General features: G+C 32.0%; 20 protein-coding genes and 1 pseudogene. 13 read left to right on the top strand and 8 right to left on the bottom strand.

Going from position 1 to position 19907, the window contains the following annotated elements:
- The first annotated feature begins 304 nt into the window (after positions 1-304).
- The 8 genes and pseudogenes from BEE63_RS02010 (at position 305) to BEE63_RS01985 (ending at position 8378) form a co-directional block, all read left to right on the top strand.
- Complete coding sequence (locus tag BEE63_RS02010) at positions 305-1168, top strand: MurR/RpiR family transcriptional regulator (protein WP_066019794.1); 864 nt, start codon at positions 305-307, stop codon at positions 1166-1168.
- A gap of 184 nt (positions 1169-1352) precedes the next feature.
- Positions 1353-2741 (top strand): 6-phospho-beta-glucosidase, encoded by a 1389-nt coding sequence (locus BEE63_RS02005; protein ID WP_066019793.1) that lies wholly within the window; start codon positions 1353-1355, stop codon positions 2739-2741.
- Between the two features lie 86 nt (positions 2742-2827).
- The gene (locus BEE63_RS21520; protein WP_157797087.1) at positions 2828-2977 is read left to right on the top strand and encodes a hypothetical protein; all 150 of its coding nucleotides are present in this window, start codon (positions 2828-2830) and stop codon (positions 2975-2977) included.
- A gap of 16 nt (positions 2978-2993) precedes the next feature.
- Entirely contained in the window at positions 2994-4166 is a 1173-nt protein-coding gene (locus BEE63_RS02000; protein ID WP_066019792.1) for a mandelate racemase/muconate lactonizing enzyme family protein, read from the top strand.
- A gap of 245 nt (positions 4167-4411) precedes the next feature.
- A pseudogene (gene tnpA, locus BEE63_RS21115) lies at positions 4412-4633 on the top strand (IS200/IS605 family transposase); the annotation flags it as partial.
- 791 nt (positions 4634-5424) lie between these two features.
- Complete coding sequence (locus BEE63_RS01995) at positions 5425-6114, top strand: Crp/Fnr family transcriptional regulator (protein WP_066019791.1); 690 nt, start codon at positions 5425-5427, stop codon at positions 6112-6114.
- Positions 6115-6193: 79 nt separating this feature from the next.
- Entirely contained in the window at positions 6194-7168 is a 975-nt protein-coding gene (locus BEE63_RS01990; protein ID WP_066019790.1) for an amidohydrolase family protein, read from the top strand.
- A gap of 214 nt (positions 7169-7382) precedes the next feature.
- Positions 7383-8378, top strand: coding sequence for a YdcF family protein (locus tag BEE63_RS01985; protein ID WP_066019789.1), 996 nt, complete (start codon positions 7383-7385; stop codon positions 8376-8378).
- Positions 8379-8415: 37 nt separating this feature from the next.
- On the opposite strand, the gene BEE63_RS01980 is transcribed toward BEE63_RS01985, so the two are convergent.
- Positions 8416-8964, bottom strand: coding sequence for a nitroreductase family protein (locus tag BEE63_RS01980; protein WP_066019788.1), 549 nt, complete (start codon positions 8962-8964; stop codon positions 8416-8418).
- A 125-nt stretch (positions 8965-9089) separates the two neighbouring features.
- On the opposite strand from BEE63_RS01980, the gene BEE63_RS01975 reads away from it, so the two are divergent.
- The 4 genes from BEE63_RS01975 to BEE63_RS01960 all read left to right on the top strand — a co-directional run bounded on the left by BEE63_RS01975 (position 9090) and on the right by BEE63_RS01960 (position 12031).
- Complete coding sequence (locus tag BEE63_RS01975; protein WP_066019787.1) at positions 9090-9404, top strand: winged helix-turn-helix transcriptional regulator; 315 nt, start codon at positions 9090-9092, stop codon at positions 9402-9404.
- A gap of 400 nt (positions 9405-9804) precedes the next feature.
- On the top strand, positions 9805-11079 hold the full coding sequence (locus BEE63_RS01970; RefSeq protein ID WP_066019786.1) for a hypothetical protein: 1275 nt from the start codon (positions 9805-9807) through the stop codon (positions 11077-11079).
- Positions 11080-11163: 84 nt separating this feature from the next.
- On the top strand, positions 11164-11589 hold the full coding sequence (locus BEE63_RS01965; RefSeq protein ID WP_066019785.1) for a hypothetical protein: 426 nt from the start codon (positions 11164-11166) through the stop codon (positions 11587-11589).
- A 178-nt stretch (positions 11590-11767) separates the two neighbouring features.
- A complete protein-coding gene (locus BEE63_RS01960; protein WP_066019784.1) occupies positions 11768-12031 on the top strand; it encodes a PD-(D/E)XK nuclease family protein in 264 nt (87 codons plus the stop codon).
- On the opposite strand, the gene BEE63_RS01955 is transcribed toward BEE63_RS01960, so the two are convergent.
- Genes BEE63_RS01955 through mdcA form a run of 6 tightly spaced genes read right to left on the bottom strand, consistent with a single transcriptional unit; the run spans position 12005 to position 17991 of the window.
- Entirely contained in the window at positions 12005-12922 is a 918-nt protein-coding gene (locus tag BEE63_RS01955) for an ACP S-malonyltransferase (protein WP_066019783.1), read from the bottom strand. The two genes, BEE63_RS01960 and BEE63_RS01955, sit on opposite strands and share 27 nt — an antisense overlap.
- A complete protein-coding gene (locus BEE63_RS01950; RefSeq protein WP_066019782.1) occupies positions 12919-13560 on the bottom strand; it encodes a malonate decarboxylase holo-ACP synthase in 642 nt (213 codons plus the stop codon). The genes BEE63_RS01955 and BEE63_RS01950 overlap by 4 nt, the downstream gene beginning before the upstream one ends.
- Entirely contained in the window at positions 13551-15236 is a 1686-nt protein-coding gene (gene mdcD / locus BEE63_RS01945) for a biotin-independent malonate decarboxylase subunit beta (RefSeq protein ID WP_066019781.1), read from the bottom strand. Before mdcD ends, BEE63_RS01950 begins: the two co-directional genes overlap by 10 nt.
- Complete coding sequence (locus BEE63_RS01940; RefSeq protein ID WP_066019780.1) at positions 15229-15525, bottom strand: malonate decarboxylase subunit delta; 297 nt, start codon at positions 15523-15525, stop codon at positions 15229-15231. The genes mdcD and BEE63_RS01940 overlap by 8 nt, the downstream gene beginning before the upstream one ends.
- Positions 15526-15530: 5 nt before the next feature.
- Positions 15531-16355 (bottom strand): triphosphoribosyl-dephospho-CoA synthase, encoded by an 825-nt coding sequence (locus BEE63_RS01935; RefSeq protein ID WP_066019779.1) that lies wholly within the window; start codon positions 16353-16355, stop codon positions 15531-15533.
- A gap of 1 nt (position 16356) precedes the next feature.
- The gene (gene mdcA, locus BEE63_RS01930; protein ID WP_066019778.1) at positions 16357-17991 is read right to left on the bottom strand and encodes a malonate decarboxylase subunit alpha; all 1635 of its coding nucleotides are present in this window, start codon (positions 17989-17991) and stop codon (positions 16357-16359) included.
- A 148-nt stretch (positions 17992-18139) separates the two neighbouring features.
- Here mdcA and BEE63_RS01925 point away from each other — a divergent pair, with 148 nt between their 5' ends.
- Positions 18140-19024: a LysR family transcriptional regulator gene (locus tag BEE63_RS01925; RefSeq protein WP_066019777.1), complete on the top strand. Its 885-nt coding sequence runs from the start codon at positions 18140-18142 to the stop codon at positions 19022-19024.
- 124 nt (positions 19025-19148) lie between these two features.
- On the opposite strand, the gene BEE63_RS01920 is transcribed toward BEE63_RS01925, so the two are convergent.
- A complete protein-coding gene (locus BEE63_RS01920) occupies positions 19149-19838 on the bottom strand; it encodes a hypothetical protein (protein WP_066019776.1) in 690 nt (229 codons plus the stop codon).
- Positions 19839-19907: the final 69 nt, after the last annotated feature.

Here is a 19907-nt window from a genome sequence, read left to right as displayed (position 1 = left end):
AAATTCATAGAAAGTACCTATAATGAATAATAAGAATAAAATATTTTTACTGATAATAGTCAATAAAGAAATAAGAAAATTAAAAAAGATTGATAGATATAGTTGAGAGTTATACGCAGCTTTTATGAAACAGGAAATAAATAGTAAGCAAATACTTACCGTATTGAAAAAGCAGTTGTTGAGAAACTCCACAAGTTCAAATTTATTTATTACAGATAATCACTGAATTGTTGATTTTACTTGGTGCATAAATGAATACTGGCAAATTTGTTCATTTATAACTTAAATAATTTGGAGGATAAATATGACAATTGAAAATATGATGAAATGTTGTGATAAATTAACCCCGACAGAGGGTACCCTTGCACAATATATTATCAAAAATAAAAATAAAATAAGTACACTATCTATTCAGCAGCTTTCAGATGAAACATTTGTATCTAAATCTGCAATTCACAGGTTTTGCAAAAAAATAGGTATGGATGGATTTAATGAACTTAAGGTGAAAATTACTAAGGACATAGCAGAAGAAAGCAACATAGAAAATGATATTGATGTTAATTTTCCTTTTTTAGAGGGTGATACTCAAGGAATAATTGCACAGAAACTTATAAAATTATATGAAGCAACTATAAGAGATACATATAAATATATTGATGTTGAGGAGCTAAACACATGTGTTAGCATTCTTCATAAAGCTGATATTATAGATATTTATACTCATGCACATAATATTAATGTGGCAGAAAATTTTATGGATAAAATGCGTTCTATTGGAAGAATAGTTAACTGTACAAAATCTTTTTATGATCAGAGATGTAATGCAACTGCATCAAAAGAGAATCACGCAGCATTACTACTATCATATTCAGGAAAGTCTAATTTTATTAAGCCTATTTCAGAGATACTTTATAAAAAAGGCATTGAAACAATTTGGATAGGCAGGGTTGGAAGTTCGAGTGTTCCACAATATATAAAACATCGTTTATATATAAGTGACAGAGAAAATTTTAAAAATAGAATATCTCAGTTTTCATCTCATATTGCAATGCAGTATATGCTTGATCTTATTTATAGCTGTATTTTTAAAAAAGATTATAATCGTAACATAAACTATATTAAGGAAATTGCTAATATAGTTGATAATAGGGATATTACTGAAAAATAAAACTCATCAGAAGAAAATACTGATGAGTTTTTTTAGTTTCAAAAAGTGTCAGAAAAAACAGCTGAAGTAAAGAAGTTTTAGAAAAAAGTATCAGTTTGTATAACTTTTATTGAATGAAAACGTTAAAAGTTATATATTAAGTGCAACAGAAACAAATATATAATTTTTAATGGAGGCATGTGGTATGAAAAAATCTTTAAAAATAGCAACAATAGGTGGTGGAAGCAGCTATACGCCAGAACTTATGGAGGGGTTCATAAAAAGATATAGTGAACTTCCAATAGGAGAGATATGGCTTGTTGACATTGAAGATGGAAGAGAAAAACTTGAAATAGTAGGTGCTTTGGCACAGCGTATGTGGGATGCAACTCCGTATAAGGTAAAGGTGGTAACAACATTAAATAGAAGGGAAGCATTGAAGGATGCAGATTTTGTAACTACACAGTTTAGAGTTGGTCTTTTAGATGCAAGAATTAAAGATGAAAGAATACCATTATCACACGGAATGCTTGGACAAGAAACAAATGGAGCTGGAGGTATGTTTAAAGCTTTTAGAACAATTCCAGTGATGAAAGAAATTATAAAAGACATGAGAGAATTATGTTCTGATGCATGGCTTATTAATTTTACAAATCCAAGTGGAATTATTACAGAAGCAGTTATTAAGCATTTTGGATGGAAAAAGTGTATAGGATTATGTAACGTTCCAGTAATGGCTATGATGAAAGAAGGAGCGACAATTGGAGTTGATGCTTCAAAGTTAAGTTATCAGTTTGCAGGGCTAAATCATTTTCACTGGCATAGAGTGTTTGATGAAAGCGGAAATGAAGTTACAGAGCAGATAATAGATCATATTAATGATAAAGAAAGTGGCTTGCCAAAGAATATTTTTTCAGCAGATTTTTCATTAGATTTGCTTCATACTATGAAAGTGCTTCCTTGTGGTTACCATCGTTATTATTACTGTGAAAAGGAAATGCTCAATCATTCCATAGATGAATTTAATCATGAAGGCACACGTGCGGAACAGGTCAAGGAAGTTGAAGCAGCTTTATTTAAATTATATAAAAATAAAGATTTAACTACAAAGCCAGAAGAATTATCAAAACGTGGTGGAACATATTACAGTGATGCTGCATGTGAATGCATAAGCGCAATTTATAATAATAAAGGAATTCATATGGTTGTAAGTACTCAGAATAATGGTGCTATTCCATGTCTTGATAGTGATTCAATTGTTGAAGTATCAAGTCTAATCTCTTCCAGAGGAGCAGAGCCTATAGCGTGGGGTGAAATGGATTCCTTTGAAAAAGGTTATATTCAGCTTATGAAGGCAATGGAAGAATGTACAATTAAGGCCGCTTTGACTGGAGATTATGGAACTGCTTTAGAAGCATTTTCTATAAATCCATTAGTTCAGCATGGCAATGAAGCAAGAGTTGTATTAAATGAACTTCTTGTTGCTCATGAAAAATATCTTCCACAGTTTAAAAATAAAATTGAAGAGTTAAAAAGAGATGGGGTTCACTCAAAAGATTCTGTTGTTGAGGATTTAATGGTAAATGGACACTAAGATATAATAAAGACCTAATATTTAAGAGGTATATGTTATAAGAAAAAATTAGAGAAATAATAAAGCAAATACTTACAGGTGATTGATTGGTTGATATCGATCTAGATTTTGTAAAAGAAAATGGATATGACACTAGTGTTATTGTTGTAGTGTTAAATTCATCAAAAGAAGATATTAAAGTGATGGAAAAAGATCAATTATCTGCAAATGATAAATTTTTGCAGATAACTAATTAAAAGGAGGAGTTAATATATGAAAATCACAAGTGTTGAAATATTTTGTGCAGATTATGATAAGAATGCACCCAATGAACCAGTCCTTGTAAGAATAAATACTGATGAAGGTATTAGTGGATTTGGAGAAGCAGGTGTGGCTTATGGAAATTCTAAGATGGCAGCAATTGGACAAGTTCAAGATTTTGCTAAATTAATTATTGGACAGAATCCAATGAATATAGAAAAAATATGGAATAAGCTTCAGAAGGAAACATTCTGGGGATTAGGAGGAGGAACAGTAATTTTTTCTGCTATCAGTGCAATTGATATAGCACTATGGGACATAAAAGGAAAGCTACTAGGAGTACCAGTATATGAGTTGTTAGGTGGAAAAGTACGTGATAGTGTAAGAGCATATGCTAGTCAAATTCAGTTCGATTGGGATAAAGATTCACATCCATTAGGTGGAATTAAAGAATATGGGGAAGCAGCAAGAAAGGCTAAAGCAGATGGATATACAGCACTTAAAGTTGATCCATTACAGCGAGATGAGTTTGGAAAGAAGAATTTGCGTAATGATGGATTGCTAACAAGTTATAAATTAAACTTGTGTAAAGATAGATTAGTAGAAATTAGAAATGCTGTTGGAAATGAAATGGACATTATTTTAGAACTTCATGGAAAGACAGATTTTAATGCTGCATTGCAGATAAGTAAACTTGCTGAAGAATTGAATATTTTTTATTTAGAAGAACCATGTGGACCATTAAACCCACAGTTGATGTTATTACTGAAAGAAAAAACAAATATTCCTTTGGCTTCTGGGGAGCGAATTTATTCAAGATATGGATTTCTTCCATTTTTACAAAAACGATCTTTAGATGTAATTCAGCCAGATGTGGCTAATTGTGGTGGAATTTCAGAGGCAAAAAAAATATGTGATATGGCACAAGTTTATGATGTATTAGTTCAAACACATGTTTGCGGAGGACCAATTTCTAATGCAGCTGCACTTCAAATAGAGGCAGTTATTCCAAACTTCTGTATTCATGAATATCATGTTGGTAATATGTCGGATTTTACTAGAAGCTTAGGGATATATGATGATACGCCAATAGATGGTTATATTACTATACCTGATCGCCCTGGGATTGGACAAGATATTCCTGAAAAAATTCTTGATAAATGTACAAAAATTATAGTAGATTAGTAGATAAATAATATATATTTTGAGCATTGTAATAACAAAGTTTGAAATTAAATAAATGTATACTAAAAAGTTTTGCAAGTAAACAAAAACGATGAGCTATTATGATTCATCGTTTTTGTTGTATCTAGAATACCACAGGTTTTACCTGTGATTACGGAAGGCTTATAGCTATGAGTAGAAAAAAGAAAAACTCCAATATAAAATAGAAGTGGGTTTGCCAATCATAACTAAGATATATTGGAGGTATGTCCAAAGTGGATAATAGAAGTTTAGCACATAGCAAGTAGAATTGTAAATATCATATAGATTTTGCACCGAAGTATAGAAGACAAATAATATATGGAAAGATAAAAGTTGATATAAGAATAATACTGAGAAAATTATGTGAGCAAAAAGGTGTAGAAATTATTGAGACAAATGCATGTAAAGGCCATATACATATGATTTTAAGTATACCACCTAAATTATATGAATAGACAGGCTTAAAAGAGTATATTGACCTGTTTACTGATGAGGTAATAAAAAAATGGGAAAAATAAACACATTTTAGGTGTAGATTGTAAGAACATGCAGTTGGCAGACTGTTCAGTGTGCGAGCAGTACTGCCAATAACATACCATTATAGGGCTAGAGCAAACTACCTGTTTTATGAAGTTGTCAAACTAAAGTAGACAAATATAAAAACCACCATTATCGAAATCTATTTTTTACTTTATAGTGAAATTAACTTAAGTATTCTAATGCATATGCTGACCTTTCGTTGTTGAAATATTAAACATATTTATTCGGAAAATTAGGAAAGTTTCTTCTTTCTTCTTTTATATAATCTGAATATAGCTCTGACTTAATCCATTTATTAAATGACTCAATTATAGGATTATTTATTAGAGTTGTTACTCGTGACATTGAATGAATTATTTTATAACTTTTACGAGATTTACTGAAGGTTATTGAGGGATAGACTTATCCTTGGTTTGTGTGTAAAATTACTGGATCTTTCTGTTCCTGTACTTTTATTTTACAACTTCATTTAGCTGATGGCTACTTATTGATTTTACTAGATTTAATAAGGCTTTTATTTTAACATACTACCCCAAATATACTTATTTGCTAATTACTTCAGTACAATACTATTAAGGCACATCTGTAAGATGACTTTTCATTACTCATTCATAAAATAGCAGCTATCACCATAGATAATTATAGTCCAAGTTTATCTAAAGAGGGACATACGTAACTATATTAAGGAGGGAATATTTTGAGTAATAATGAAATTTATTTTCCCAAATATAGAATAAATTTTGAAGCAAATGAGTTAAGAGGATGGAAGAGAATATTTAGCGATAGGAATTGCAGAAAATATCCTAAAAAATCTGTTATTGTTAATCAGGGGCAAAGTGTAAATTATCTATACTTTATTGTTAAAGGACTAATTGAATACACAGGTATTAATGAAGAGGGTACAGAAGAATTAGTGGATGTTCTAGGAGATCAAAATCTTTTCGGTTTGCAGGCTATATTCGGAAATGATCATTCAGCTGGATTTTTTATTGCATTAGAAGATTCAATAATATCAGCTATAAGTATTTCCGAGCTAAAAAAATACCTTAGTACAGATAACAATTTAATTAAGGAACTTTTAGGGGAATTATCTAAAGTAACTAATGGATTAACAAGACAAATTTTTGAGCAAAGACTTAGCGCAGAAGAGAGAGTTCAGGAAACTATTTACTGCTTAGCTGAGTACTATGTAAAGCGAGGAAGTGATTGTGAAAAGCAAATATTTATTCCACTTTCACAAACCGAACTGGCCAGAATATCTAGAACTACTAGGGTTACAGTAACAAAAGTTTTAAGTAAATTAAAAAAATCAAAATTAATTCATACTGCATATGCAGGGCTTATCATTTATAATTTCAATAAAATAAAAAAACAAAAAAGTCATTAAATTTGTATCCTACTTAGCAGAGTTTTAAAAATATATATTATAAAATGGCATTAAGAAATAAATCTTAATGGAGGTAAATATGAAAGGAAAGATAGGTTTAGAAGAACACTTTGCCATTCCAGAAACTCTAGGGGATTCAGAAAGATATTTTAATAAGGATGTTTGGCCAAAATTTTCAAAAAAAATTATTGATTTAAATAAAAATCGTATTGATGAAATGGATCATTATGGTATGGAAATGATGATTCTTTCCTTAAATTCACCAGCAGTTCAAGCAATTTATGATAAAAATAAAGCCATTGAAATTGCAAGAAAATCAAATGACATAATGTCTGAAGCAGTTCAAAGAAATCCTAAACGTTTTAGAGGACTTGCTGCACTACCAATGCAAGATCCAGATGCTGCGATTATAGAAATGCAAAGGGCAGTTGAGGATTTGGGATGTGTAGGAGTTTTAGTTAATGGTTATTCACAAATTGATACAGCAGATAATTATAAATTTCTAGACGATCCGATTTATTTGCCATTTTGGGAGGAATTAGAAAAACTAAATGTACCATTCTATATACATCCACGTGAACCTATGCCCTGTAATATGCAAATATATAAAGGACATCCTTGGCTTGAAGGCGCATCATGGGCTTTTGGAGTTGAAACAGCTACTCATGTGTTAAGGTTAATGTGTAGTGGAATTTTTGATAAATATCCTAAATTAAAATTAGTATTAGGACATTTAGGTGAAGCGTTACCATTTTGCATTTGGAGAACACAAAATAGAATAAACAAAACGGATAGGGGAATTCCAGCAAAGAAGCCATTAAATTATTATATGAGTAAAAACATATGGTTTACAACTAGTGGGCAATTTAGGACATCTGCTTTATGGGATACTATAATGGAATTTGGTTCAGATCATATATTATTTGCTACTGATTTCCCATTTGAAGAAGTTAGTGATGCCTGTGAATGGTTTGATACTTGTTCTATAAGTGAGGCTGATAAATATAAAATTGGGCGACAAAATACTATCGATCTATTTAATTTAGATATATAAGAATGTACTAAAATAATTGATTGTGATTTTTATTTAGTACGGAAGTTTCATTGATATAACTAAATGGATAATATATAATTTAAACTAAAGATAAACCTTATAATAAGTGAGGTTACGAAAGGGGAAATTGTGGCTACTATTCTGAAAGATATTTAATTGCATAAAAAACATTGCTGCTAAATAATTTTCACACAGTAGTCTCAAGGAGAATGTAATGATTTTTTGTTATATAGGAATAATATTCTTAATTTTATTTGCAATTTCTTTTATAAGAGAAAAAAGGCGTTTTAGAAATGCAGTATATTTATTATGTGCTATTCTAAATATGGGTTTTTACATTGTAATACTCATGATTGGAACTAAAAATACAATACTAAATTTAGTTGTTGTAGTTTTAGCCCTTTGTGTTATGCCAATTTGTATTATAGTTACCTCGATTTTGTTTATTGCTGCTGGAATTATAACAATTAAACGAGAGGGATTCAGAATTACTAATTTATTAGCACTTGTTTTTGGAATTGGAATTTGGACACCACTTATTTTGTTTTGTTTACTTGAAATAAGCCATTTGATGTCCAAGTGGTTTATGGGAATTACTTATTTTAGTATGCTTGTTGTGCTATATATAGGTTTTACTTTTATTGCGCTGCTTATTTATTCTTCTATATATTGCATTTTGCCTAAGGGAAAAAATTATGATTATATTATAATTCATGGAGCGGGTCTTTTGAGTGGTGAAAGGGTTTCTCCATTATTGGCAAAAAGAATTGATAAAGGTATTGAGGCTTTTAAAAAATTTGATGGAAAAGCCAAAATAATTGTCTCAGGCGGCAAGGGCAGTGATGAAAAAATATCTGAAGCAGAAGCTATGAAAAGGTATCTTTTACAAAAAAATATTGGTGAGGAAAATGTAATTTGTGAAGATAAATCTACAACAACCTTTGAAAATCTACAGTATTCAAAGAAGATAATGGATGATGAAAAAGAAAATTATAAGTGTATATTTGTTACTAATAATTATCATGTTTTTAGAACTGGACTTTTTGCTAAAAAAATCAAGTTAAAAGCAGAAGGTTTAGGGTGTAAAACAGCAATGTATTACTTACCAAGTGCTTTTATTAGAGAGTATATAGCGATAATGTGGTATATGAAATGGTACTCTATATTTATTTTAGGGATTCCACTGCTTGCTATAATTTTAAATATGTGAATAGATTTGTGTAAAACTAAATCTACTCACACTTTTTTTATCTACAATAAGTTACATTATTCTTTTCTTCTCTTTCATGAGCAAAACTGTCGTCACTAGAGTATCCAAGTAATACACCACAGAGAGGAACGTAGTTTTCTGGCATATCAATTTTTTTTAATAAATCAGGACTTGAAAATGCCATTATTGGTCCCATGACAAAACAAGAACCAAGATCAAAATCTGTTGCTGCAATAAGCATATTTTCAGCAGAACAAGAAACGTTAGCCATATTAAATCCATTATTATCATTTCTATTAGGTGCAGATAATACAATCATAACTGGTGCTCCATACAATGGATTATAACCTGGTGTAGATGCTCGTTTTATTAAAAAATCATTGCCAGAGTTTTTCATCATGTTTAATGTTATATCATTAACTTCTTTTAATAAGCTTGGATTTTCAATAACTGTGATGTGTATTTGTCCAAAAATAGGTGCTATGTTTCCTGCCTTTACAATAGCCTCTATCTTTTCCTCTTCTACAGCTTTTGTGTCATAAACACGAATGCTTTTTCTTGATTCGATTGCTTTCAATAAATTCATTTATAAAACCACCTTTACTTTTTTATTTATTATAATTATAATTTTACTAAGTAGGTAATATAAAGACAAGTACGGAAAATAATATTAGTAGGTAATAAAAATATAAGTAAAGGGGGATGTGCCTAATGAATGGATGTCCTGTGAAATATGCTTTAGATATACTAAACGGAAAATGGAAACTTCAAGTAGTATGGGAATTAAACCAACAAGATACCATACGATTCAATGAATTACAACGAAGACTAAAAGGTATTTCGAGTTTTATGTTATCAAAAACACTTGAAGAACTGGATAAAAATAAAATTATAAATAGAAAACAATATAATGAGATTCCACCTCGTGTGGAATATTCATTGACTGAGTTAGGAAAAGCAATAGGACCAGCTCTTGAGATGCTGGGGAACTGGGGTATAAGGGCATTTGATGAAATGAATAGTTAAATTATATTATAATAACTTATTACAGGTTAACAAGGCAATCTCTTGGAGAATTAAAGAAGAAATATGAGGTATAACTTAACGATAACGGAGCGGGGACACTTAACAAATTACGTAAACATAAAATTGTTGAAAAAACTGCTAATAGTATTGTCCTTAAAAAGTAATAAATAAACTATAATTTTTTTATGTAGAAACAGTAGGAAGCTTTCACCTTCTGTTTTTTATTTTTTAAAAGAAGAGATATGGGAGTTTTGGAAGATATGAATTGTAACAAATACTTGTAACATGAAGGCAGTATTTGAGGAAAAACTAAAAGTTGCATTAGATTTATTATGGATATTAATTTATAATGACTGTAATAAATGAATTATTTATGCGCAGATAAAAGGTGATGATACAGTTGTTAAGTAAAATGTTTGGAAAAAATAAAATAGATATAATTCCAATAAAAAAATTAGAGAAAGATAAGAATCACTGGGGTGGAGATAGTATTGTTTTTTATATTAAAAATGGAAAAGGCATACTCAGGCAAAAATATGGGAGTATTGATACTGAGGGGCTATCTTGTCTAGTTTATGATAATATTCCACTAAGTAAATTTCATGGAGATGAGTATTTTTGTCCAACCTGTGAAAAATTAATTTCTGCTGGATATGGGTTAGATAAAACTAATGATAAGACCATATCAAAATTAAGAGAAACTTTAAATCAACCCTTTGTTTCATTAGAGCAAGCATTAAAGAATTTAGAACCGCTTCTAGGTCTTTTGCCATCAGGATATTATGCTTTAGCAGATTTGGAACTATTTCCGACAGATGGAGATGGAAAATTCTTTTGGGCTATAGAAAATAAGCCTGCACTTAATAAAGCATCATGTCCAGTATATGATGATGGCAATTGGAGTGAAGATGTACCTAAATATATATTACCAACTCAACCGCCAAGGCTTTTTAATAATGATACAGCAGAATTTTATAGAAAGAATGAAAATTATAGAGCCATAGCATATTATCTAGGTGGGTATTTATGTGCATTACTTGATGGACATCATAAAGCGGTTGCTGCTGCTCTCAAGAAAAGACCAGTAAAAACTTTAGTTATTTTACCTACAACAGGAGTATTTTCATCTAATGATAGTAAAAGTATTGAAGGTGGTGTAGTTATATCAGGAGAAACAATTTATAAAAATGAATTGCTAAGCAGTTTAAAAAAAGTTGAAGATTCTTTTTCAGGCAATAGAATGTCAAAAAGTGAGATGGAAAATTATCTAAGCTTAAAGGATGAAAGTTTTGAAACATATAATTGGTCAGAAGATATTTTAAAAACGAGTGACTATTTTCCTAGTGCTTTTACAGCAGCTTGTATTGAATGGGCAGGGGATTTATCTGATTCAAGACTTAATAAAATTGTTACATATGAGGAAGCATGTGACGACAGAACGTTATATTATATTGTTAAAGCATTATTTGAACTAAAAAGCCCAAGATTTAAGCAATTAGCGTTTTTTATTGGGAAAAATCAATCTTATGTTTCCATATGGAATGAGGTATATTCTTTAATTGCAAAAGTCAAAGATGAAGAAGTTGAAGATTTCTTTGTAGAATTCTTAATAAATGATGAAAAATTAAGACCAGATATAACTAAAATAGTAGATGATTATTTTAAAGCACAATAAAATTGAATGATGGTAGTATCCATGAAGTGGGAGCAAGTACTTTGTCATAGCATTATTTTATGTTAATTAGGAGGAGAGGACAAGATGCTAGAAGAATGTATTAATACATTACGTGAGAAAGCTAAAGAATATAATTACGATATAAAGGAATTAGAACATGCAGAACTGGTAAGGTTTTTTAGAAGGGACATGGAATCAGGAAATGCCAAGGTTTACAGTATAGTAGGATACAAGCCAGATTATGATATCAGAGATGACTATGGGTGTAAGTATATATGGGATCAATACAGAGTTCTAAATAAGATAATAGAAGAATGCTATGGAATTATTGGCGAGCATCATAATAGCCCTTCACCAAGCAGTGAATGGGGCGAGTTTTTTGAGAAGTGGAAGGTTCAAGATGTAACTATTTTAAATTATTTATATGGACATCCAAGGGAGGGGTATTATCATACAGTGCTTCTTGTTAAGGAAGGGGATATTAAAAAGAAGAAACCATATTATAAATAATAAATGAAATTGATGCTAGGAGGCTTGTGTTAGAATAAAACATATGAAGCTAGTAAATGGATGCGAACTATATAAGATAACCGACACTGAATATGGCTATTACTATAGCAGCAAAGAAAATCTGGTATGGGAAAGTGGTATTATATTAGATTAAATAATGTAAGCGTATCGGATGAGGATGCTGAATGCAAAACTAAATATTTTTAATCCATTTAAGGTATTAAAAATTGATACATTTGAAATAAGAAATTCAAATGTAATTTCATGGTTATTAAGTCCTAATGGAAATCATGGTTTGGAAGATAAGGTCTTAAAAAAGGTTTTAAGTGAGATAATATTAAAAAGCGAGAATGTTGATATTAAAAAATCTGCAATGGAAACAAGTTTTTTTCCTAAAATAACTTTCTATCTCACTTTAAATATATCTCTTATAAAGAATTAATGCGGATTCTATATCAGTATGAGCCATGGATATGGAGCGGCATTCTGGAAATAATCTGCTGCTTATGTTAGTAAGAACTTGACCAGGGCTTAATTCTATAAATAGTTTAGTACCAAGTTCGTACATTAGAGTGCAGGAATCATACCATAAAACCGGATTAGATACTCCTTTGTAAAGCTCTTCTAATACTTGTGATTTATTTAAAAGTACTCTTGAAGTATAGTTTCCAACGTAAGGTATAGATGGGCGGTTTATATTTACATTGTTAAGTTCTTTATAAAGTTCATTTGAAACCTTATTTAAAAGCTCACAGTGAGAAGGAACACTTACTTTTAGGATTTTTGTACTTTCACAGCCTATAGATTTTGCCATATCAAAGGCAATTTTAATTCCTGAAATACTACCAGTTAATACAATCTGATTATTGGTATTTATGTTTGCAATATATACTTTTTGAGAGGGAATCTTTTTTATGATATCAGAAACCCGTGTTTCACTTAAACCAAGAATAACTCCCATTCCATATCCACTTGGATAAGCATTTTCCATAAGTTTTCCCCTTAAGTTTACAAGCTTTAGAGCATCGGAAAAATTAAGCGCATTTGATAAAACGGCAGCACTAAAACTTCCTATGGAATGACCAGCTGTTATATCGGGGAAAACGCCATTGCTTTTTAAAAAGCGCGAAAAGGCAGTTCCATATATGAGCAAAGCAAGTTGAACGCAGCGTGTATATGAAAGCTTTGCGTCAGTATCAAAGGTTAAAACATCTTCTTTTAAAATTTCAGAGGCTTCACAGATGGTATCTGAAATCATTTTGTCATCAGGTAAATTATGCAGCATACCTACTTCTTGTGAGCCTTGACCGGGAAACAAAAAAGCTGTGTTCATAGAATCACTCCTAACTTTTCTCTATTTATAAGCTTTGGACCGTTTATTGTTCTAATTAAAATTGGATTAGTTTCTGAAGCATATTCAGCTAAAGCTACAGATCCTTTTGGGGTTTCAATTTGAACATCGGTTTTAACTTTTACCTCAAATAATTTTTTGTATATTTCTTTAGCAGAAGCAGCAGAAAAAGAATCATCTGCTGTTTCAATTTTAATCATGATGTCTAAATCACTGTTTTCTGTAACTGTGGGTATTTTAGTTATTAGTTCAAAGCCGGTACTGCCGCATATTCCCCATTTTAAGTTGTATTCCTTAAATATTTTGTAAATAGCTTCTATACAGGAATATATATTAGTATTTTTTATATGAGAATTTTCAAGCCACAGCTTTTTTTCAATAATACATGTAGGACTCAAAATACTATCTATATCTGAAAAAGGTAAAAGAGCGGCTAATCTTTGAGATCTTAAGCTTCCACGTATGCCAATGGGTATAAGTTTATCTAAAATCGGTGCACGGCGCACTACAACAAAGGGGGACTTTTTTAGTGACTCTAATGCCCAGCCATAGTTTGAAAAATCAATATTAAGGTTTTTGTAATCTTTTATCTTTATCAAATCATGTGGGTTTAGTTCCATTCTTCTTTTAACCTCTTACGTACTTTTATTGAACAAGCTCTTCCAACAGCAGCTTTCTCTGATTTAAGTCTATTACCTAAACTAGTAGTGTTGCTTTTTGCAGATTTAACAGCATCTATCAAAATAGAATTAACTTTTTCAATATCATCTTTAGAAGGAGTATCTGCATTTATTCCTTTTACTAATTCATAAAGTGAACCTAAAGTTGAATATGAACCTATGTCGTATGCAATTGATGGTACTTTTTTAGCGGATTCTTCAAGTTCATGTATACTTCTTTTTGTAACTCTTGCAGCGGATTCCTTTGACATAGCGTGAATTAAAACTTTAGGATCATCAAAAGCAATAAGTTTATTTGCTTGGTAACCATGAGCCAAGAAAGCACCAGATATTGCAGGACCAACTATTAGAGATATAACAGGGTGACCACTTAATCTTGCAGAAACGTAGGCATCAACTGAAGCGGCACAGGATTCAAATATGCCAAGAAGCTCTTCTTTGTAGCCGTAAGCTTGACTTGGAACATCTACAACTGCAATTATAGGGCGCTTAATTACTTTGTTTTCATCTTCTTTTATAGCCTCACGTATATATTTAGCTATGGTAAAGCCTTCTTCAAGACCAACTTCACCATGCCTTGCGCGTGGGAAACGGGCATTTGGGTTAGGGACAACTGAGATAAATCTAGCAGTTTCATCGCCAAGAACTTTATCTGCACATAATATTGAAGGAGCGTATCCTTTTTTTGTGCCGTCTTTACCAGTTAAAGCTTCAAACCATATTCTTCCTCTACTCATTACTTTTTCTATACAAGGTTTTTGCTCTGCAATTTCTTTCTTGTCAAAGCTTTCTTCATTCCAAAGTTTGCGAATTTCAGTTGGAGTAATAGGCTTAGATGGATCTATTTTACTAAGACGTGCAAGATAAGTATCTATTTGCTCACTTCTAAATTTAGTGGCTTCTTTTTTACATAGAGAAATTTTAATTGCATTTACTATGGAATCTACATCATCTTCTACAAGAATGTCTGCGAAGCCAGCAGCATGACGTTGAATTCCACCTATGGTATTCCATATAAGTCTTTTATCACTGGAATCAAATTCAGCTATGCCAGCTTCCTGTTCTATAACTTCTGGTCCGTTTAAGGTTAATCTACCTTCAGGTGTCATTATGAGAGTGCTAAATAAACCAGCAGTCATGGACATTCCGCCAAAGCATCCTATTTTTCCTGGAATAACTCCGATTACAGGTACAAAATGTCTTAAAGCTACAACTGCCGCCTGAATTTCTGAAATAGCAAGTAATCCGTAATTTGCCTCTTGAAGCCTTACACCACCGGTATCAAATAGTACAACAGGATAAGTTTTAATTCCATTTTGGTTGTCTTTAAGGGCAAGTTCAAGTGCACCAGCAAATTTGGCACCAGAAACTTCACCAATACCTCCACCTTGAAATGCACCTTCCATTGATATTACAACAGCTCTTTTGCCATCTATAAAACCTTTAGCTATGACCATTCCATCATCGCTTTGAGGTACTATATCTTGAAGTGGGAGATGGGGTGATTCAAATTTTTCAAATGGATCTATAAGTTCTTTAAAAGTTCCTTTATCTAATACTTCTTTTGCACGTTCCCTTGAATTCAACTCTATAAAACTGTTTTTTAATTTATTCATTTTCGCTCACCTCCAAAGCTTGAAAAAGTCTCATGGATACCATACCAGGAGTTGCACCAAAATCATTAATTTCAAAGGATGCAGCTACAGCATTTGTAGAGAAGAATTCATCCAAAATGTTTTTCCATATCTCCTTATATCCATCAAATCTTGTTCTAATTACAACTGTGGCAAAGTTATCATTTGAGGGTTCCATAAGTACTTCCAAATCTCCAGATCCAACAACGCCAACATGAGCACGATTGGAAATTTTCTTTGTTGCAGCATATTTAAAGTTTAAAGTTTCCATAGTTATTACCTCCTATTTTTTATACTGTCTAAAAATAAGGTTGAAGCAAGAAGATCAGCACTTCCACCTGGAGAAACATTCATTTTCATTAAAGTTTTATCAAGTTTTATCAAAGAGTTAAAGCCATTTCGTGTGCTTGTTCCTCCATTATCGATTACTTCTTTAGCACCTTTTTTTGTTATTATTAAAGCATTCATTCCACCACGATGAAGGATACATGTATCATCAACTGTTGCAATGAGTGCCATAAGTGCATTTAATCTTGAATTGTGCTCTGAAGCATTCTGTTTTCTAGAAGCATACAGAGAGGGTAGAGCAAAGTTAATAACATGAGGAAAAGCATCTTTAGCTTCACCTCTAGCACCCGTTACTCCGTAATTTTCACATGCACAAAATCCATTTGATACTTTCATATTTTCCGATATATGATTGTAACAGGCAATTTTTGATGCTAAAGTAGTTATATTTTTTGTATCAGAATATTCACTTGCCATTGCAGCACCGCAAACTAGAAGTCCCAGTGCCCATATCGCACCCTTATGAGTATTAATTCCGCCAGTTTCTTTAAACATTGTCTCTTCACCTTTTAGACCAATTTGAGATAGCTTTTTCCAAAGGCCTTTTGTTGGAAGCTGTGAAGAGGATGCTTCTGCTATTTGCCAAAAAGTTTCATATAATGCATTTGCAGAGCGGAGCATTAAATTTAAATTTAAATCTTTATGAGCACCAGAGTTATTTTTATCAACTAATCCAGGTTTTGGTGTAAGCATAGCTTCGTCTATAAGTGCCTTTACTGCATGTTCTGCAAGAAAATCAGGTTTATTAGCCATTTTACCAATTCTTAAATTTTGCTGGTGGCTCGTATAGCCCGTCTGACCAATTTACAAGATCTTCTATGTTTTTTGCGGCAAGAAGTGATCTTCTGGCGTCCGTGCGTTTTATATCAAGATCACAAGGCAGAGCAACAATACCTTTAGCTCTTAATTTATTTACTTTGTCCTTTTTTATGCTTAAACCAATAGGTGTAACTCCTGCAATTGCAGCTAAAGCATCACGTCTTTCATCGATGTTTTGAGCTTTGTATAAATAAGCTATTCCTTCTTCTGTGACAACATGTGTGACATCATCACCATATATCATAACTGGAGCTAAATCCAAATTAGCGTCTTTACCTACTTTAATGGCATCTAGAGATTCAACAAATACAGGATCATTACCTGATTTAAAGGTCTCTACCATTTGTACCACAAGTTTTCTTCCACGTATTATGTCACTATCACCAGTTGCCATATCGAGCCAGGCTTTTGATGAATGCCTTCGACCGTGAGGATCACTTCCCATGTTAGGAGCACCACCAAATCCTGCAAGTCTTCCAGAAGTTACTGTAGAAGAATTTGCAAGAGGGTCCATTTGAAGTGTAGAGCCTATAAATAAATCTACAGCATATTGACCAGCAACCTGACAGTATGCACGATTTGATCTAAGACTTCCATCTGAACCTGTGAAGAATATGTCTGGCCTTGCGGCGATGTATTTTTCCATTCCAAGTTCACCACCAAAGCAGTGAACACTTTCAACCCAACCGCTTTCTATTGCTGGAATAAGAGTAGGATGAGGATTTAGTGCCCAGTTTCTGCAAATTTTGCCCTTTAAACCTAGACTTTCTCCGTAAGTTGGAAGAAGAAGTTCTATGGCAGCTGTGTTAAAACCTATTCCATGGTTTAAGGAGGTTACATTGTGACGTGCATAGATTCCCTTTATAACCATCATAGCCATAAGTATATGAATTTCTTTTATATTTCTAGGGTCTCTTGTAAATAGAGGCTCTATCTGATATGGTTTATCAGCTTCTACTATAAAATCAACCCAGGAACCTGGTATATCAACTCTTGGAAGTTCATCTACAATTTCGTTTACTTGTACAATTACTATGCCATCATGAAAAGCTGCTGCCTCAACAATGGTAGGTGTCTCCTCTGTATTTGCACCAGTATATAAATTTCCATCCTTATCTGCTTTATCTGCGGCTACTAGTACGACATTGGGTATTAAATCAACAAAAAGTCTTGCATATAGTTCAAGATAAGTATTAATAGATCCAATGACCATTCTATTATCTTCTATCATTTGTGCTGTTCTTAAACTTTGAGAGCCTGCATAGGAAAAGTCCAGCTTTCTAGCAATGCCTTTTTCAAAAATATTGAGGTGTTCTGGCATTGATATACTTGATATTATCATGTTCAAGTTATTTACTTTATCTGGGTTAACCTTATCAAGTGCTTTTGAAAGAAAGGAAGCTTGCTTCTGGTTATCACCTTCAAGAACAACTTTATCATATGGAGTTATAAGTGTCTCAAGGGCTTCTACAATTTTGTCTGTGGGTATTATTTTATCATTAACAATGTGACTTAATTTGCTTATTTTAAGCTCTTTTTCATCACGGTGTTTGGTCCATGAATTATTCATTATTAGTTTTCCTCCTGTTAATTTAAGTGGTGCATTTGAGTTTCCATAGGTCAATTATATTATTGGACTGTTTATGCTGTCTAATATATAATTATTTATAGTATCTATATACTTATTGGAATATATGAACTGTATTGGGGGTAATGTTTTGGATTTATTACAGTTGAAATATTTTAAAACGGTGGCTAAGTTTGAAAATGTTACAAAGGCGGCAAATGAACTTTATATAGCTCAACCTGCACTTAGTAAGACTATTTCTCATCTTGAAAAGGAATTAGGCGTCCGTTTATTTGATAGAAGAGGAAAATACATACATCTTAATAAGTACGGAAGGACATTTCTTGAAAAGGTTAATATTGCACTTGCTGCACTTGAGGATGGTAGAAGAGAAATTAAAGATTTACAGGGTAAGGAATTTGGTGATATACGGCTTGTGTTTCTTGCTGCATCAACTATAATTCCAGAGCTAATAAGTGAATTTTGCAAACTGCATCCACATATTAGTTTTCAGCTTTTTCAGCATTTTTTAAGAGATGCAAATAATTCTGATTTTGACTTATGTATATCGTCTTCCTATGAAGATAAAGAAAAGAACAATAGTATGGCGTTATTAACAGAAGAAATATATCTTGCTGTTCCATTAAATCATTCATTGGCAAAGAAAAAGAGTATAAGCTTAACAGAAGTTTCTAATGAAAATTTTATAAGTCTTAAACAAGGAAAAGAACTTAGGAAAATAACAGATGGGTTTTGTAAAAAAGCTCATTTCAGTCCAAAAGTTATTTTTGAAAGTGATGATCCAGCAACGGTGAGAGGTCTTATAAAGGCAGGGCAGGGAGTTGCTTTTATACCGCAAGTATCATGGGGAGGTTCAGTAGGTTCTTCTATGGCTTTTTTGCATATAAAGGAACCTGAATGTAAAAGAACAATATTTATATCATGGGATAAAAAACGTTATTTAAGTAAAGCCTCACTTCTTTTTAGAAAATTTGCTGTTGATTATTTTAAAAAGCTGCATGATGACGTTAAATGATGTAATATAATTTTATTGATAAGAACTTGTGATTCGTATAAATCTTCATGACTAAGATTTGAACTTAATATATAATAGCAGCTTTGTATTGTAAAATGAAAACCATACAAGCTGCTATAATATTTTACTTATTCTTGTCCTTGGAGTTAACTTTGGTGTCCTTTCCCTGCAATTCATCAAATCTCTTCATAATTTCAGTATGTGTATCATTGCAAATTTGAGGAAGATCACTAGTCGTTGCTCTTTTAAAATCCACGCCTGCTTGAGCAAAGCCTTTTTCTACGGCATCTCTCATTTGTTGAAGCTTTTCCTTATCATCTCCAGCTAAAGCTTTTGCCATAGTCATAATACGATCTGATACTGCTTCTACAGAATAAGCACCGCCTTTTGATATTGCTTTTTTTGCATCTTCTGGTGTTGTTTCTATAGGAGGATATGCCTTTTCTAAAGAGCCAAATATCTTAGTAAGTAGGTCTGAGGTTGTTTTTGATATTTCAGGCTGTGCATTTTCAGTTGATCTTCCGAGTAGTGTATTTTGAGTATATATAGTATCCTTTATAAATTTTTCTATAAAATCTGCTTTAGAATTATTCTCAGCATCCTTTAGTTCCTGAACTTCCTTTGCTGAAAGCTTCTTTTTTACAGGTTCGTAAGTTGAAGGCTCTGAATTATCCTCTGTAGATTTGACAAAGGTATCTGCCCCTGAGTATTTAGTTTCAACGTCTTCAGTATTGGTCTTATCGTTTGTTTTCTTTGTGCTTGTTTCACTATGATAATTTTGTACGCTTGTGTTCTGTATTCTTGTAACATCCATGTTAAAAATACCTCCTTGTTTACTATTTCTAGTTATTTATCGGATAATTAGTGGCATTAGTAAATAGCA

The sequence above is a fragment of the Clostridium pasteurianum genome (genome assembly GCF_001705235.1).
GTDB lineage: Bacteria > Bacillota > Clostridia > Clostridiales > Clostridiaceae > Clostridium_S > Clostridium_S pasteurianum_A.
Note: the sequence above shows the minus strand (reverse complement) of the source record. Positions and strands in the feature narration are given on the sequence as shown.

Coding starts and splice junctions, on each gene's coding strand:
- BEE63_RS01920 (WP_066019776.1), bottom strand. CDS start 19,838: ATGGATGTTACAAGAATACAGAACACAAGCGTACAAAATTATCATAGT.
- BEE63_RS01990 (WP_066019790.1), top strand. CDS start 6,194: ATGAAAGGAAAGATAGGTTTAGAAGAACACTTTGCCATTCCAGAAACT.
- BEE63_RS01985 (WP_066019789.1), top strand. CDS start 7,383: ATGATTTTTTGTTATATAGGAATAATATTCTTAATTTTATTTGCAATT.
- BEE63_RS01955 (WP_066019783.1), bottom strand. CDS start 12,922: ATGAACACAGCTTTTTTGTTTCCCGGTCAAGGCTCACAAGAAGTAGGT.
- BEE63_RS01960 (WP_066019784.1), top strand. CDS start 11,768: ATGCTGAATGCAAAACTAAATATTTTTAATCCATTTAAGGTATTAAAA.
- BEE63_RS01965 (WP_066019785.1), top strand. CDS start 11,164: ATGCTAGAAGAATGTATTAATACATTACGTGAGAAAGCTAAAGAATAT.
- BEE63_RS01975 (WP_066019787.1), top strand. CDS start 9,090: ATGAATGGATGTCCTGTGAAATATGCTTTAGATATACTAAACGGAAAA.
- BEE63_RS01950 (WP_066019782.1), bottom strand. CDS start 13,560: ATGGAACTAAACCCACATGATTTGATAAAGATAAAAGATTACAAAAAC.
- BEE63_RS01935 (WP_066019779.1), bottom strand. CDS start 16,355: ATGGCTAATAAACCTGATTTTCTTGCAGAACATGCAGTAAAGGCACTT.
- BEE63_RS01940 (WP_066019780.1), bottom strand. CDS start 15,525: ATGGAAACTTTAAACTTTAAATATGCTGCAACAAAGAAAATTTCCAAT.
- BEE63_RS02010 (WP_066019794.1), top strand. CDS start 305: ATGACAATTGAAAATATGATGAAATGTTGTGATAAATTAACCCCGACA.
- BEE63_RS01980 (WP_066019788.1), bottom strand. CDS start 8,964: ATGAATTTATTGAAAGCAATCGAATCAAGAAAAAGCATTCGTGTTTAT.
- mdcA (WP_066019778.1), bottom strand. CDS start 17,991: ATGAATAATTCATGGACCAAACACCGTGATGAAAAAGAGCTTAAAATA.
- mdcD (WP_066019781.1), bottom strand. CDS start 15,236: ATGAATAAATTAAAAAACAGTTTTATAGAGTTGAATTCAAGGGAACGT.
- BEE63_RS02005 (WP_066019793.1), top strand. CDS start 1,353: ATGAAAAAATCTTTAAAAATAGCAACAATAGGTGGTGGAAGCAGCTAT.
- BEE63_RS02000 (WP_066019792.1), top strand. CDS start 2,994: ATGAAAATCACAAGTGTTGAAATATTTTGTGCAGATTATGATAAGAAT.